This is a genomic window from Neisseria shayeganii (genome assembly GCF_014054965.1).
GTDB lineage: Bacteria > Pseudomonadota > Gammaproteobacteria > Burkholderiales > Neisseriaceae > Eikenella > Eikenella shayeganii.
Window position 1 is genome coordinate 163954 of sequence record NZ_CP059567.1, and the last position, 13673, is coordinate 177626.

Below are 13673 nucleotides of genomic sequence, written 5' to 3' on the forward strand. Positions count from 1 at the left end.
ACATGAGCGTAGTCTTGCACGGCGTGGCGGTGGGGGGCGGCATCGCCATCGGGCGGGCGCACCTGCCCGCGCGCGGCATGGAAGAAGTGCCGCATGTCGATTTGGAGCCCGACGAAATCGAAGGCGAAGCCGCCCGTTTCGAAACCGCCATCAAAGTGACCCGCCGCCAGCTCGAGCAGTTGCGCAGCGCGATTCCCGAAAACGCGCCCACCGAGCTGGGGGCGTTTATTTCCTTGCACCTGATGCTGCTCACCGACGTTACCCTCTCGCGCGAACCCATCGACATCATCCGCGCCCAAAGCATCAACGCCGAATGGGCGCTCAAGCTGCAAACCGACAAACTCTCCGAACAGTTCGATGCCATCGACGACGCCTATCTGCGCGAGCGCAAGCAAGACATGCTTCAGGTAGCCGAACGGATTTATAAAAACCTGGCCGGTCTCGATACCGAATTGCTGCGCCCCGAAAACGAAACCGACGACATCATCTTGGTGGCGCACGATCTTGCCCCCGCCGACACCGTATTTTTTAAAGAACAGCGCATCGCCGGCTTCGCCACCGACGCCGGCGGCCCCACCAGCCACACCGCGATTCTCGGCCGCAGCCTCGATATTCCTTCCGTGGTCGGCCTGCACAACGCGCGCGAGCTGATTGCCGAAGACGAATGGGTGATTGTGGACGGCATCAGCGGCGTGCTCATCATCAATCCCGACGAATTGATTCTGGCCGAATACCGCAAGCGCGACCGCCTCTACCGCAGCCAGAAACGCCTGCTCAACAAGCTGAAAGACAGCGAGGCCACCACCTGCGACGGCGTGAACATCGAGCTGTTGGCCAACATCGAATCCGTGCAGGACATCCGCCTGCTGCACAAACTTTCCGCCGACGGCGTGGGCCTGTTCCGCAGCGAATTCCTCTATCTCAACCGCGACACCCAGCCCGACGAAGAGGAGCAATACCGCGTGTACAGCAGCCTGGTGAAAAAACTCAAAGGCAAGCCGCTCACCGTCCGCACCGTCGATTTGGGCGTAGACAAAAATCCGCGCTGGTTCGGCCAAAACCACGCCCTCAATCCCGCCCTCGGCCTCACCGGCATCCGTTTGTGCCTGGCCGAGCCGGTGATGTTCCGCACCCAAATGCGCGCCATCCTGCGCGCCGCCGCGCACGGCCCGGTGAAAATGATGTGGCCCATGATCGGCTCGATAGACGAAATCCGCCAATGCCTCACCCACCTGGCCACCGCGCGCAAACAGCTCGACGAACGCGGCGAAACCTACGGCAGCATCGAAGTGGGCGCCATGATTGAAATTCCCTCCGCTGCCCTCACCGTGGCCACCCTGCTCAAATCGCTGGATTTCATCTCCGTCGGCACCAACGACCTCATCCAATACACCCTCTCCGTAGATCGCGGCGACGACAGCGTCAGCCACCTCTACCAGCCCGCCCACCCTGCCGTGCTCAAGCTCTTGCAAAACATCATCCGCACCGCCGACCGCTTGGGCAAACCCGTTTCCGTATGCGGCGAAATGGCCGGCGACCTGCACTACACCCGCCTGCTGCTCGGCCTCGGCCTGCGCCGCTTCTCCATGAACACCAGCAACCTGCTGGCCGTGAAAAACGTGGTCATCCAAAGTGACAGCCAAGCCCTGGCCGAACAAACCGGCAAACTGCTGCGCTTGGAAGATTTGGAGAAAGTGCGGCAGTTTTTGAAAAAGCTGAACAAAAGCGAAGAAGAAAAGGCTGCTGCGGAATAGGGAGAAGAATTTTCTGTTCCTACCTACCACATACCACAGCTGCATGTGGAACCGTTTAAAACAAAAGCGTTTTTTAGCGCAATCAACTCGATATTGAAAAAGATGCTGAATAAAGCATAAAATAAAGCATCTTTTGAGAGGAGTAACGTATGCACACCATTTTAGCCGACTACACCGTCAGCGTGACCGAATTGAAGCGCAATTACGCCGCCATCGTAGCCGAGGCCGACGGCGCAGTGGCCGTGTTGAACCACAACAAACCGGAATCCTACTTAATCCCCGCCGCCCGCTATGAAGCCCTCATGGATTATTTGGAAGATTTGGAAGATGCCGAAACCGTGCGCCGCCGCTCGAATGAAACAGGCGTAGAGGTGGCGTTGGATGATTTATAAACTCTATTTCCTGCCGTCGGCCAAGCGGGAGTGGGACAAACTGGGCGGCAGCATCAAGCGGCAATTCAAATCCAAACTGGCCGAACGTCTAAAAGAACCCCGTATCCCCTCTGCTGCCCTGCACAATATGCCGGACTGCTACACAATCAAACTGCGCGGCGCAGGCTACCGTTTGGTTTATCGGGTAGATGGAGAGCGGATTACCGTAACCGTGCTGGCCATAGGCAAACGCGAACGGCTGGCGGTGTACCGTGCGGCAGCCAAAAGGGCTACCTGAAACCCTGTTCAGGTAGCCTGCTTTGTTTTTTGGCATAGTGTGCTTGCTTTTGCCCCGCAAAAAGTCAGATTTTGCGGAAGCGGAGGTAGAAAACTGACAAAAAATGTCAGTTTGGAGTGTTGGCTCAGGCGGAAAAAGACGGGGCATCAAAGAAAAAATCCAGCCTAAAATTGAAGATAAATAATATAAAAAATAATTATTTCATATGATTAAAAATGGATTCAGAGATTGGGCTGCTGTTTTGGCATCCCCGTTGCTCAACCCTTCTCATGGCAGCGGAGAATAGGATGCTCCAAAGCTTGTTAGGTATGTTTTCATTGTTGTACCCTCCGAAACGCAGTACCCTTTCTTTTTAGGTTGATTGTCTACTTACTTCGTTGTTTATTTTTTAAAGGAATTTCATTATGTTGAAACAAGTACAAAAAGGTTTTACCTTGATCGAGCTGATGATCGTGATCGCCATTATCGGTATTCTGGCCGCCATCGCCCTGCCGGCTTACCAAGATTACACCGCCCGCGCTCAAGCTACTGAAGGCTTTAAAGCCACTTCCGGTTTGCAAACTGATATTGGTGTAGTGTTGGCTGATACTGGCTCTTATCCTGCTGCTAATAGCGCTGTACATACTGCTGCTGCTGCGTTGGATGGCAAATATTTCAATGCAGGTAATGTAAGTGTTGGCGATGGTACTGGTGTTATTTCAGTTGCTTTTACTGCGGGTGCTAATAGCGGTAAAGGCATGACCATCACTCCGGCTCAATCAAACGGCCAGATTACTGGCTGGACTTGCGCCCCTGCAGCTGCCAATGGTATTGAGGCCAAACGTCTGCCTTCCAGCTGTCAATAATACTTTAAGCTTTGCTTAGATGTTTACCCTCTCTATGCCCGGCGTAGGGAGGGTGTTTTGATTAGGAATAAATAAAAATGAAAAAATCCAGCGGTTTTACCTTGATTGAGCTGATGATTGTGATTGCCATCATCGGAATCTTGGCGGCGCTTGCACTGCCGGCTTATCAAAACTACACCGGCCGCGCACAAACCATGGAAGGTTTCTCGGCAACCGAGGGATTGCGGCAGGAGATAGCCATTTGGCTGGCCAATTATAAAGCTTTCCCTGATGCGGCAGCGGTAGCGGCTACCGGCTATATCGGCCAGCAGGCGGCGGCTTTGCAAGGGAAGTATATTGATGACGGCGGCATTACGGTGGCGGCGGATAGTGGTGTGATTACCGTGCCGTTTGATGCGGGAACTATCTCTGGATTGGAATTGGTGCTCACGCCCACTGTTAATCCAAGGGCTAATTTAAACGAACAGGTAATTATGTGGGTGTGTAGTGCCAACAGCACCACTTTGAGTAACCCCGAGCGCTTTATCCCGTCTTCTTGCGCCAACTGATTCGGCCATGAAGATACCGTTTCGACTAAAAGTTTTTTTATCCCATCTCGGTATTTCGCTGTTGGTGGCTTTATGCAGCCTGTTTTTGGTGTTTCAGGTGTGGCATCCGGCGCCGTTGCAGAAAGCCGTGGGGGTAACCCATATTTTTTTGATGTTGCTGGCGATTGATGTGGTAGTCGGCCCGCTGCTCAGTTTGTTGGTGGCCAGCAGTAAAGAGAAGAAAACGCTGAAGTTTGATTTGGCCGTGATCTGCTTGTTGCAGATTGGGGCGTATTTGTATGGTATGCACAGTATTGCGGTAAGCCGGCCGGTGTATCTGGCGTTTGACCGTATCCGCTTCGAGCTGGTGCAGGCCGATTCCGTGGTGCGCAATGCAGGCAAAGAAATCGCGGCGGCCTACCGCAGCAATCCGGTTTTTGCGCCCCAGTGGCTGGCCGTGCGCCCCTATCGAGATGCGGCAGAACAAAGCCAACGCACGTTTACCGAGCTGCAAACCGGCGTATCACCGGCCATGCAGGCAGATTTGTATCAGTCTTTGGACGAGGCATGGCCGGAAATCGTGAAAAACCGGCATGATTTGGATGAGCTGCTGCAATACAATTCCGCACAAGACAGGCAAAATATATTGCAACACTTTCCCGAAGCTGACGGTTATTTGCCCTTAAAAGGCCCGGCTGAAGATGCCGTGGTGTTGCTGAACAGCAAAGAGCGGGAAATTCTCGGCGTGGTGGATTTGCGGCCTTGGTAAAGCTGTTGAGTACAATTGTTTCCATGAAAACAGGCTACCTGAAACCCTTTCAGGTAGCCTTTTCCCTATCGGCCATCTTTGACTACACCCGCTGCAGCAACACCTGCAGCACAAATTTACTGCCGATATAGGCCAGCATCAGGCTGGCGAAGCCGGCGAGGCACCAGCAGGCGGCTTGGCGGCCGCGCCAGCGGCGGGTGCGGCGCAGCAGCAGAATCATGGCGTAAATCAGCCAGGCGGCGAGGCCGAAAACGGTTTTGTGCGTCCACGCCATCGGGTGGCCGAACACGGCGGGGGCGAATACGGTGCCGCTGAGGGCGGAAACGGTGAGCAGGATGAAGCCGAGCAGCATGCTTTGGAACATCAGTTTTTCCAGGCTGAGCAGCGGCGGCAGGAAAGAAACCAAGGGGGAAAAGCGGTGGCGGCGCAGATCGCGGTCGAGCAGCAGAATCAGCAAGGCAAACAGGGCGGCGATGCCGAACAGGCTGTAGGACAGCAGGGAAACGGTGATGTGCAGCACAAAGGGCAGGTGGGCCACGGTGGTGCCGCCGGTGTGCTGCGGCAGCAGAGCGGCGGCCAGCATGCCCAGGGAAGCCAGCGGGTAAAGCAGCAGTTGCAGCCCTTTGAGCGGATAGAAAAAACTGCCGCCCCAATACAGCATCAGCATCAGCCAGGTAACCATGCTCAAGGCGTAGCCGAAGCCGGAAAGAAAGGCCTGCTGCTGCACCACGGGCAGCCAAACGGCGGCGGCGTGGGCCAAGAGAGCGGGGATCAGCACCGCCATTTCGCCTTTGAGCGGATAGTGCTGCGGGGCGTTGGGGCGGCCGAAGCGCCAAACAAAGGCACTCATGGCGGCATAAAAGGCGGCCAGTAAAAGGGAAAGCAGGGTCATGGCGGGGCTTCAAGCTGGCGGCGGGCGTTCAGGTAGCCCGATGTCGGTTTCGGGACAATTTTGGCGACTGTGCCGCGCGCGTGGTGTAAAATGCGGCGATTTTATAACAAAACCCCTAGGCGTGCCGTCATAAAGCGTTGCGGCGGTATTTTTGGTCAAAACCCCCATCTGCGGCGTTAAAAATGCTCGCAAGATGTCCAATCTTGCTGCGCGTTTTGCCTTGCAGCTGCAGATTTTGCCTCAAAAAACCGCTTCGCAAGCATGATGACGACACGCCCTACGGCGCGGGCGGTTGCCTGCGCCGGTTTGCCGAAACATAAGGACAACCATGTTAGAAAACTTATCCAGCCGCCTGAGCCAGATGAGCAAAAACCTGCGCGGCCAGGCACGTTTGAGCGAAGACAATATTAAAGACGCGCTGCGCGAAGTACGCATGGCGCTGTTGGAGGCCGATGTGGCCCTGCCGGTGGTGAAGGATTTTGTAGCCAAGGTAAAAGAGCGCGCCATCGGCCGCGAAATTGCCGACAGCCTCACGCCCGGCCAGGCTTTTATCGGCATCGTGAACCAAGAGCTGGCCGAATTGATGGGCACGCAGAACAGCAGCCTCAATCTGGCTGCCGTGCCGCCGGCGGTAGTGCTGATGGCCGGTTTGCAGGGCGCGGGTAAAACCACCACTGCGGGCAAGCTGGCGCGCCTGCTGAAAAGCGAAGGCAAAAAGAAAATCCTGCTGGTGTCGGCCGACGTATACCGCCCCGCGGCCATCGAGCAGCTGCGTCTGTTGGCCGAGCAGGTGGGCGTGGACTTCTTCCCTTCCGATACCTCGCAACAGCCGGTGGCGATTGCCGAGGCGGCGCTGGATTATGCCAAAAAGCATTTTTACGACGTGCTGATGGTGGATACCGCCGGCCGCCTGGCCATCGATCAGGAGATGATGGACGAAATCAAGGCGCTGCATGCGGCGGTGAAGCCGGTGGAAACCCTGTTTGTGGTGGATGCGATGCTCGGCCAAGACGCGGTGAACACCGCGCAGGCGTTTAACGAGGCGCTGCCGCTCACCGGTGTGGTGCTCACCAAGATGGACGGCGATTCGCGCGGCGGCGCGGCGTTGTCGGTGCGCCAAGTAACCGGCAAGCCGATTAAATTTATCGGCACCGGCGAGAAAATCAGCGGCTTGGAGCCTTTCCACCCCGACCGCATCGCCAGCCGCATTTTGGGCATGGGCGACGTGCTCACCCTGATTGAAGACGTGCAAAAGGGCATCGACGAGGAAGTGGCCGCCGAAATGGCGAAAAAGCTGCACAAAGGCAAGGGCTTCGACCTCAACGATTTCAAAGCGCAGATTCAGCAGATGAAAAACATGGGCGGTTTGGAATCGCTGATGTCCAAGCTGCCGGGTGAATTCGGCCAGCTCTCGGCGCAGATTCCCGAAGGCACGGCGGAAAAAGCCATGGGCCGCGTGGAGGCCATCATCAATTCGATGACGCCGAAAGAGCGCAGCAACCCCGCGCTGATCAAGGCCAGCCGCAAACGCCGCATTGCCGCCGGCGCGGGCGTGAGCGTGCAGGAAGTGAACAAAATGCTCAAGCAGTTCGAGCAGTCGCAAAAAATGATGAAGATGTTCAGCGGCAAGGGCATGGGCAAGCTGATGCGCATGGCGCAGGGCATGAAAGGCCTGTTTCCCGGCCGTTGATGGGCGCTGAACGCTACCTGAAAGGCCGGTCAGGGTTTTCAGGTAGCCTGAGGGCGTTTGGCCGAGCACCCGCTTGGTCACTTTGGGTAAGTCTGTGTTTCAGTAAGTAAAGACCGGCGGGCTGCGTTGCCTGCACGGAGCGGCATTCCTTATAATCGCCCTCCTGCTGCGGCCAGAAGTGGTTTGACGGCCGCGGCTTCCGTTTTAAGAGGAAAAACCATGATTTCTGCACGCACCTTATTTGCTTTTGCCGCCTGCTCGGCGGCTGCTTGCGCCGTGGCGCAACCCTCGCTGGAAGCGCCGGCCGGCGCCATTCGTGCGGGCTCAATGGCCAATGAAATTCTGGTGCGCGACACCATGACGCCTGTGATGATCAGCGCCCACACCCAGGGCTGCCAATCGCCGCAGGGTGTTGCGCCGTTTTTAAAAGCCGAGCCCAGCGGCGCCGTCGGCCAGCGCCAATGGCAGGAAATCTGGGTGGTGCAATGCGGCAATCAAAACTATCCGGTGGACGTTACGTTCAAGGAAACCGCCACCGGTGTTACCTACATCGTTAAATGAGATGGGCCGAGACCTTTGCAAAACCCCCATCTGCGGCGCATTTCTGCGTTGTGCGCTGCTCGCTTGCTTGCCTATCTAGATGATATGTCTGTCCCACGGGGATTCCTAGCGTTCACGCTCACTGCGCTGCCACGCCTTGAACTGCATCCACATCTGGAGGTTTTGCAAAGGTCTCGGGCCGCCTGCGCGCCCCATAGAAAAAGCACTTCCAAGCGAAGTGCTTTTTTGTTTGATCGGGAAAGCTTTATCCCGCTTTGCCGTCCGCGCGCGGCGCAGTCAGCCACGGTAGGTAACGCCAGAGATAGAGCAGCAGGGCGGCGGCAAACAATACGGCGGAAAGATAAAGGCTGTGCTGGTAGGCAGTCGGCTGCACATACAGCATCACCGCCGCTAGCGCGCGCACCAAAGCGGCCGCGACCATCAGCCAAAAAGCGGTCGTCATCAGCTTGGGCGCGGGATAGAGCGGCCGGCCGGTGTGCCCCAGCGCGGTGCGCACCATCATGCCCACAGTCATCACGCCGATGCCGCCCACAGCAAACAGATGCACGCCCAAGCTGTTCCACTTCGGCAGCCAATGGCCGATGCCCATCACGATTAAGCCCGCGCCGGTAAAGGCAAAGCCGAGAAACAGCACCCACAGCATCGGCTCTTTCGCCACTTCCGGCCGCCACCAGCGCCGTGTTTGCACCAACAGCAGGCCGCCGGTGGCCACGGCAACGGCCGCCGCTGCGGGCAAGGCTACCTGAAAGCCGTACAGCATCGCCATCAGCAGCGGCGCGGCCAGCGAAGCGGTCAGGATATGGGGGTGGGACGCCACTTGCTCGCCGCCCAGCCGTTTGGCGGTGAAAAACGGCACCACGCGCATGCCGATGAGGCCGATAAAACCCGCCACCACGCTTAAGCCGGCCAGCAAACCGTTTTGCAAGGCGTCAAAGCGGCCGCGGGCTACCTGAAACTGAAACACCGCCAGCAGCAGGCCGAACACCACCAAGGCCGCCACCGCCAGATAATTGCGCCGGTTGCGGCTGCGCCACACCGCCGCGCCCATATAGCCCGCCGCCAGCCAATAAAACGCCACGCCGGCCGCCGCCCCCGGTATTGCCAACACGCCGACAAACGCGCCCAGCCGCGCCAGCAGCCACAGGGCGGCCAGCAGCATCAGCGCTTTGCCTTGTGTGCGCGGCTGGCCGGTCCAAGTGGCGACGGCGGTGAGCAGAAAGCCCACCACCACCGCGCCGGTGTAGCCCCAAATCATTTCGTGGGCGTGCCAGTAAAAGCCGGGCAGGGCGGCGGTGCCGGTGTGGCCGAAGCCCCACAGCAAAACGGACAGCGCGCCGTAGCAGGCGGCCAAGAGGTAGAAGGGGCGGAAGGCCATGCCCCACAGGGGGTGGCGGGCAGAGAGGATGTTCATGGTGGGTGAGGTCAATAGTCGGGGGAAGGGAATACGCCGACTGCGCCTTTCTCCTGATATGCGTGGTTTTTGCCACCCAAAATCATTTCACAAGAAAGCTTAGATCAGGCGCTCAGGCAGCAGGGGCGTGAGGGCGGGAAACAGCACCCGTTCTTCAAAACGGGCGTGTTCGCGCAGGGTTTCGGCAAACTGCCGCTTCCATTCGGCATCGTCCCAAGCGGGGGTGGCCAGCATGGCGCGCAGGCGGGCGTGGTCTTCGGTAAAGCGCGTTTGCAGTTCGGGTTGCCCGAGTGCGGCCCATAAGGGGGCGAACTGCGCCTCTTCGGCGGCGAAGTGGGCCAGCAAATCGTTTTGGTGGGCGGCGATGTCGGCGCGGTGGTCGGCCGCGGGGTCGCGCAGAATCCGCAAGCACAGGGCCAGTGAATGGTGGTGCGCTTGCGACAAGGGAATCAGTAAGGGGTGGCGTTTCATGGCGTCATCTCCGGCGGGAAAGGTGCGGCTCGGGCGGATGATAGGCAACGGGATGCCGCCACAGCTCGGCAAGGGAAAGGCTGTCGCGCCGTGGGTGGTGATGGAGGAAGGCGGAAAGCGCAAACAGCAAGACCGATTGGCTCAGAAAAAAAGCAATCAGGGCTAAAGTCCAGCCGCCGCGCCAAAAGCCCAATAGGCCCAAGCAGGCCGGCAGCAGGCCAAACAGCATCAGCCAGTGGCGGGAATTGAGATGTTTCAGCGGCGTGCGGTGCAGCAGCCGCTTGAAGAGGGTGTGCAAAACAAAAGCATCCATCGGCGCAAAGTTTCGGTTGGCGGCCGCCGATTATGGAAGCCGTGGCCATGGGCGTCAATACGCCGCTTGGCGGATTTCGTGTTAGACTAGCCGCCTTTTTTCTGAGCCGGAAATTTCAGTATGCATCCGAAAAAATTGGTCATCGCCAGCCGCGAGAGCGCCTTGGCGATGTGGCAGGCCGAACACATCCGCAGCCGCCTGCAGACGCTGTATCCCGATTGCGCGGTCAGCATTTTGGGCATGACCACGCGCGGCGACCAGATTCTTGACCGTACTCTGTCGAAAATCGGCGGCAAGGGGCTGTTTATCAAAGAATTGGAGCAGGCGCTGCAAGACGGCCGCGCCGATTTGGCCGTGCATTCGATGAAAGACGTGCCGATGGATTTGCCCGAAGGTTTTGTTTTGGCCGCCATCGGCGAGCGGGCCAATCCTTTCGACGCCTTGGTAGCCAATGAGTTTGAGCGCTTGGAAGACCTGCCGGCCGGTGCAGTGGTGGGCACGTCCAGCCTGCGTCGCGAAGCCCAGTTGCGCGCGCGCTATCCGCATCTGCAGGTGCGGCCCTTGCGCGGCAATGTGCAAACCCGTTTGGCGAAACTTGACGCCGGTGAGTACCACGCGGTGATTCTGGCGGCGGCCGGTTTGCAGCGCTTGGGTTTGGACGGCCGCATCCGCCAAATCCTCTCGCCCGCCGACAGCCTGCCCGCTGCCGGCCAAGGCGCTTTGGGCATTGAGATTGCCGAGGGCCGTTACGATTTGCTCGAAATCCTCAATCCGCTCAACCACCCGCTGAGCAATGCCTGCGTGACTGCGGAACGCGCCTTGGCCCGTGCTTTGGGCGGCAGCTGCCAAGTGCCCTTGGCCGCCTATTGCACCGAAAGCGAAGGCCTGCTCACCCTGCACGGTTTGGTCGGCCATCCCGACGGTTCGGTGATGTTGCAGGCGTCGGCGCAAGCGCCGCTGGCCTATGCCGACGCCCTCGGCCGCGCCGTGGCCAAAAAGCTGGCCGACGACGGCGCGCAGGAGGTAATTGAAGCGGTGTTGGCCGAACAGGCTACCTGAAACCGTTCGCTTTGCTGGGAGAGAGAAAGCGCCATGCGTTTGTTTTTCAGTTTGGCCGCCGCTTGTGCGGCCCTTTGTTTGGCCCTGTTTTACGGTCTGCCCAAATGGCTGCAGAGCCAGCAGATTGAGGCTGCGGCCGCCGATATGCGCTTGTTGGAGAGCGAAGAGCCGCCGCCCGCCCCCGGACGGCGCAATGTTTTTGCGGCTTTGTGGTTGCTCAATCATGATATTCCGGCGGCCGAGCAAGAGGCGTTGCTGCGCCGCTACGGTGCGGCCATGAACCACTCGCCGCAGATGATGACCGATTTGGCACCCCGCCGCCTGCATCAAACGGAAATGGACAGCCTGGCCTGTCTGGAAGACTCGGTGGCTGCCTGCATCGGCCAAATGCGTACCGATCCGGATGCATTTGCCGGCGCCTTGGCCGGCCGCGAGCGCCTGTTGGCCAATATCGATGCCTTGGCCGATTACGAGGTGTTCCACCATCCCTATTGGCCCGACGGGCACAGCGGGATGGAAAACCTGGTGATGCCCAATCTGCGTCCGCTCACGCAAGAAGGCACACTGTATCCGCTGTTGTTGTGGCAGCAGCAAGGAGCCGCCGCCGGCCTGCGCCAAGCCTGCCGGCAGATGAAAACCGGCCGCCTGCTGCTGCAAAGCCGCCCGGGTTTGATTTATCCGATGGTCGGCAGCGCCATGTTGCGCCGCAATATCGACGTGGCTGCCCACATTCTGGCCGAGCGGCCGCAATTGGCCGGCGCCTTGTCCGCCGACTGTTTGGCTGCTTTTGATCCGCTGCCGCCGACCGAACTCAGTCTCTGCCGCGCCATGCGCGACGAATTCCGCCTGTACCGCCAAACCGTACACAATATTGCCGTCTCCGCCGCCGCCGAGCGGCCCTTGGGCTGGCTGACAGCTTGGCAGATCAACGAAGCGCACAGCGCGGCGCGTATGGCACCCTATTATGCTTCGGCCTGCCGCGGCGCGGCGGCCGATACTTTGCGGCGTGACGAAGTGTGGCGGGACAGCGCGCCGTTGCACTGGAATTGGGCGCAAAGCTGGGCCTGCATCGGCAATACGGTGGGCTGCGGCCTGACTGCGGACGAGATGCAGGTGGATTTTGCGGGCTATGTGCACCGTATGCAGGATACCCAAATGCGCTTGAATGCCATGCGGGCTCTGATTGCGCTCTACCGCCTGCCGCCCGATGCCCGCCGTCCGGCTGCGGTGGAGCGGATTCTGACCGTGTACAGCACGCCGCAGCGGCAGCTGTCGCTGCACGGCGGCCAGCTGCATTTTCCGCTGTATGCCCATCCGAAAGACCAAAAACGCTATCCGCCGGCTTTGCCGGTGGTGGCAGGTTTTGTGGTGGTGGATGAGCGTTAGTTTGGCGGTCGGCAAGGCTAAAAGGCTACCTGAAAGGGTTTCAGGTAGCTTTTAGCTTTGATGATTGATGGCGCAATCAGCGCACCAACGCCATATTGTCGCGGTGGATTAACTCGTCTTCTGATACATAGCCCAGCCGCGTGGCGATTTGCTCCGACGGCGTGCGCAGGATTTTGGCGGTTTCGCCGCTGGCGTAATTGGCCAGGCCGCGGGCGATTTCGCGGCCTTGGCCGTCGAGCACCGCCACCAGTTCGCCGCGGTGAAACTGCCCCTGTACCGACACGCAGCCCACCGGCAGCAGGCTGCCGTTTTTCTGGGTAAGCGCGCGGGCGGCGCCGTCGTCCACCACCACGCTGCCGCACAGCTGCACATGGCCGAGCAGCCATTGTTTGCGCGCATTGAGGCGGTTGTGCGCCGGCGTGAACAAGGTGCCGATGCTCTCGCCTTCGGTCAGCCGCAGCAAGACGTCGGCTTCCTGGCCGGAGGCCACCGCGGTGGAGGCGCCGCTGAGCGCCGCGCGGCGGGCGGCCAGTACTTTGGTGTACATGCCGCCGGTGCCCACGCTGCTGCCCGCGCCGCCGGCCATGCGTTCCAAATCGGGGTGGTCGGCGGCGATGTGGGGAATCAGGCGGGCGGACGGGTTGCGGCGCGGGTCGCTGTCGTAGAGGCCGCGCTGGTCGGTGAGGATCACGAGCGCATCGGCTTCGATCAGGTTGGTTACCAAAGCGCCGAGGGTGTCGTTGTCGCCGAGTTTGATTTCTTCGGTGGTGACGGTGTCGTTTTCGTTGATCACCGGCACAATGCCTTTGGCCAAGAGGGTGCGCAGGGTGCTGCGGGCGTTCAGGTAGCGTGTGCGGTTGCTGAGGTCTTCGTGGGTGAGCAGGATTTGCGCGGTGTGCATGCCCAGTGGGGCAAACACGTTTTCATAAGCCTGCGCCAGCCCCATCTGCCCCACGGCGGCGGCTGCCTGCAATTCGTTCAAAGCCTTGGGCCGGCCCGGCCAGCCCAAACGCTTGATGCCCTCGGCAATCGCCCCGCTCGACACCCACACCACTTGCACGCCGCGTGTTTTGAGCGCCGCAATCTGCGCCGCCCAACGCGCCAGCGCCTGCTGGTCGATGCCGTCGCCGCCGGCGGTGACCAGGCTGGAGCCGACTTTCACCACCAGTAGTTTGGCGTGCATCAGATTACGCAGAGGATTCATCACGGGCTACCTGAAAAGAAAAACGAAGCGCGGATTGTGCCACAGAGCCGGCAGAAAGATAAGGGAAGGGGCGGATTATCCTTTATAATGCGGAGCGCTTTGCGTTTTGTGTTTGCCGCCCG

Annotated in this window: 15 protein-coding genes and 1 pseudogene; 11 read left to right on the forward strand and 5 right to left on the reverse strand. The window is 59.3% G+C overall.

What is annotated here, in order from left to right:
* Nucleotides 1-2 precede the first annotated feature (2 nt).
* The 6 genes from ptsP to tfpZ all read left to right on the forward strand — a co-directional run bounded on the left by ptsP (nt 3) and on the right by tfpZ (nt 4564).
* Nucleotides 3-1754, forward strand: coding sequence for a phosphoenolpyruvate--protein phosphotransferase (gene ptsP / locus H3L94_RS00740; RefSeq protein ID WP_182122263.1), 1752 nt, complete (start codon nt 3-5; stop codon nt 1752-1754).
* Between the two features lie 149 nt (nt 1755-1903).
* Nucleotides 1904-2146, forward strand: a complete 243-nt coding sequence (locus tag H3L94_RS00745) for a type II toxin-antitoxin system Phd/YefM family antitoxin (RefSeq protein ID WP_009119890.1) — start codon at nt 1904-1906, stop codon at nt 2144-2146.
* The gene (locus H3L94_RS00750; RefSeq protein ID WP_182122264.1) at nt 2136-2423 is read left to right on the forward strand and encodes a type II toxin-antitoxin system RelE family toxin; all 288 of its coding nucleotides are present in this window, start codon (nt 2136-2138) and stop codon (nt 2421-2423) included. The genes H3L94_RS00745 and H3L94_RS00750 overlap by 11 nt, the downstream gene beginning before the upstream one ends.
* A 404-nt stretch (nt 2424-2827) precedes the next feature.
* Nucleotides 2828-3268, forward strand: coding sequence for a pilin (locus H3L94_RS00755; RefSeq protein WP_182122265.1), 441 nt, complete (start codon nt 2828-2830; stop codon nt 3266-3268).
* A 77-nt stretch (nt 3269-3345) separates the two neighbouring features.
* Nucleotides 3346-3816 carry a pilin gene (locus H3L94_RS00760; protein ID WP_182122266.1) on the forward strand — a complete coding sequence of 157 codons (471 nt, stop codon included), beginning with the start codon at nt 3346-3348 and terminating at the stop codon, nt 3814-3816.
* A 7-nt stretch (nt 3817-3823) separates the two neighbouring features.
* The gene (tfpZ, locus tag H3L94_RS00765; RefSeq protein WP_182122267.1) at nt 3824-4564 is read left to right on the forward strand and encodes a TfpX/TfpZ family type IV pilin accessory protein; all 741 of its coding nucleotides are present in this window, start codon (nt 3824-3826) and stop codon (nt 4562-4564) included.
* Between the two features lie 82 nt (nt 4565-4646).
* On the opposite strand, the gene H3L94_RS00770 is transcribed toward tfpZ, so the two are convergent.
* Nucleotides 4647-5456 carry a cytochrome C assembly family protein gene (locus H3L94_RS00770; protein ID WP_182122268.1) on the reverse strand — a complete coding sequence of 270 codons (810 nt, stop codon included), beginning with the start codon at nt 5454-5456 and terminating at the stop codon, nt 4647-4649.
* A 328-nt stretch (nt 5457-5784) separates the two neighbouring features.
* Between H3L94_RS00770 and ffh the strand changes: the two genes are divergently transcribed.
* The 3 genes and pseudogenes from ffh to H3L94_RS12200 form a co-directional block, all read left to right on the forward strand.
* Nucleotides 5785-7146 carry a signal recognition particle protein gene (gene ffh, locus H3L94_RS00775; protein WP_182122269.1) on the forward strand — a complete coding sequence of 454 codons (1362 nt, stop codon included), beginning with the start codon at nt 5785-5787 and terminating at the stop codon, nt 7144-7146.
* Between the two features lie 219 nt (nt 7147-7365).
* Entirely contained in the window at nt 7366-7707 is a 342-nt protein-coding gene (locus H3L94_RS00780) for a hypothetical protein (protein ID WP_182122270.1), read from the forward strand.
* Nucleotides 7708-7722: 15 nt separating this feature from the next.
* Nucleotides 7723-7890: pseudogene (locus H3L94_RS12200) on the forward strand (ATP-dependent exonuclease); the annotation flags it as partial.
* Nucleotides 7891-7951: 61 nt separating this feature from the next.
* Here the strand turns inward: H3L94_RS12200 and H3L94_RS00785 are convergent.
* The 3 genes from H3L94_RS00785 to H3L94_RS00795 form a co-directional block, all read right to left on the reverse strand.
* On the reverse strand, nt 7952-9118 hold the full coding sequence (locus H3L94_RS00785) for an NnrS family protein (RefSeq protein ID WP_182122271.1): 1167 nt from the start codon (nt 9116-9118) through the stop codon (nt 7952-7954).
* Nucleotides 9119-9217: 99 nt separating this feature from the next.
* A complete protein-coding gene (locus H3L94_RS00790; protein ID WP_182122272.1) occupies nt 9218-9589 on the reverse strand; it encodes a hemerythrin domain-containing protein in 372 nt (123 codons plus the stop codon).
* Nucleotides 9590-9593: 4 nt separating this feature from the next.
* Entirely contained in the window at nt 9594-9902 is a 309-nt protein-coding gene (locus H3L94_RS00795; RefSeq protein ID WP_182122273.1) for a hypothetical protein, read from the reverse strand.
* Nucleotides 9903-10022: 120 nt separating this feature from the next.
* Between H3L94_RS00795 and hemC the strand changes: the two genes are divergently transcribed.
* Together hemC and H3L94_RS00805 are read left to right on the forward strand one after the other, a co-directional pair.
* Nucleotides 10023-10961, forward strand: a complete 939-nt coding sequence (gene hemC, locus H3L94_RS00800; RefSeq protein ID WP_182122274.1) for a hydroxymethylbilane synthase — start codon at nt 10023-10025, stop codon at nt 10959-10961.
* Nucleotides 10962-10994: 33 nt separating this feature from the next.
* Nucleotides 10995-12347, forward strand: coding sequence for a hypothetical protein (locus H3L94_RS00805; RefSeq protein WP_182122275.1), 1353 nt, complete (start codon nt 10995-10997; stop codon nt 12345-12347).
* 76 nt (nt 12348-12423) lie between these two features.
* Here the strand turns inward: H3L94_RS00805 and proB are convergent, their stop codons facing one another.
* Nucleotides 12424-13551, reverse strand: a complete 1128-nt coding sequence (proB, locus tag H3L94_RS00810; protein ID WP_182122276.1) for a glutamate 5-kinase — start codon at nt 13549-13551, stop codon at nt 12424-12426.
* Between the last annotated feature and the right edge of the window lie 122 nt (nt 13552-13673).

Excerpts from the sequence above, each read along its gene's own strand:
- H3L94_RS00805 (WP_182122275.1), top strand. The coding sequence starts at position 10,995 with ATGCGTTTGTTTTTCAGTTTGGCCGCCGCTTGTGCGGCCCTTTGTTTG.
- H3L94_RS00790 (WP_182122272.1), bottom strand. The coding sequence starts at position 9,589 with ATGAAACGCCACCCCTTACTGATTCCCTTGTCGCAAGCGCACCACCAT.
- hemC (WP_182122274.1), top strand. The coding sequence starts at position 10,023 with ATGCATCCGAAAAAATTGGTCATCGCCAGCCGCGAGAGCGCCTTGGCG.
- H3L94_RS00785 (WP_182122271.1), bottom strand. The coding sequence starts at position 9,118 with ATGAACATCCTCTCTGCCCGCCACCCCCTGTGGGGCATGGCCTTCCGC.
- H3L94_RS00755 (WP_182122265.1), top strand. The coding sequence starts at position 2,828 with ATGTTGAAACAAGTACAAAAAGGTTTTACCTTGATCGAGCTGATGATC.
- ptsP (WP_182122263.1), top strand. The coding sequence starts at position 3 with ATGAGCGTAGTCTTGCACGGCGTGGCGGTGGGGGGCGGCATCGCCATC.
- H3L94_RS00770 (WP_182122268.1), bottom strand. The coding sequence starts at position 5,456 with ATGACCCTGCTTTCCCTTTTACTGGCCGCCTTTTATGCCGCCATGAGT.
- H3L94_RS00745 (WP_009119890.1), top strand. The coding sequence starts at position 1,904 with ATGCACACCATTTTAGCCGACTACACCGTCAGCGTGACCGAATTGAAG.
- H3L94_RS00750 (WP_182122264.1), top strand. The coding sequence starts at position 2,136 with ATGATTTATAAACTCTATTTCCTGCCGTCGGCCAAGCGGGAGTGGGAC.
- H3L94_RS00780 (WP_182122270.1), top strand. The coding sequence starts at position 7,366 with ATGATTTCTGCACGCACCTTATTTGCTTTTGCCGCCTGCTCGGCGGCT.
- ffh (WP_182122269.1), top strand. The coding sequence starts at position 5,785 with ATGTTAGAAAACTTATCCAGCCGCCTGAGCCAGATGAGCAAAAACCTG.
- proB (WP_182122276.1), bottom strand. The coding sequence starts at position 13,551 with ATGAATCCTCTGCGTAATCTGATGCACGCCAAACTACTGGTGGTGAAA.
- H3L94_RS00760 (WP_182122266.1), top strand. The coding sequence starts at position 3,346 with ATGAAAAAATCCAGCGGTTTTACCTTGATTGAGCTGATGATTGTGATT.
- H3L94_RS00795 (WP_182122273.1), bottom strand. The coding sequence starts at position 9,902 with ATGGATGCTTTTGTTTTGCACACCCTCTTCAAGCGGCTGCTGCACCGC.
- tfpZ (WP_182122267.1), top strand. The coding sequence starts at position 3,824 with ATGAAGATACCGTTTCGACTAAAAGTTTTTTTATCCCATCTCGGTATT.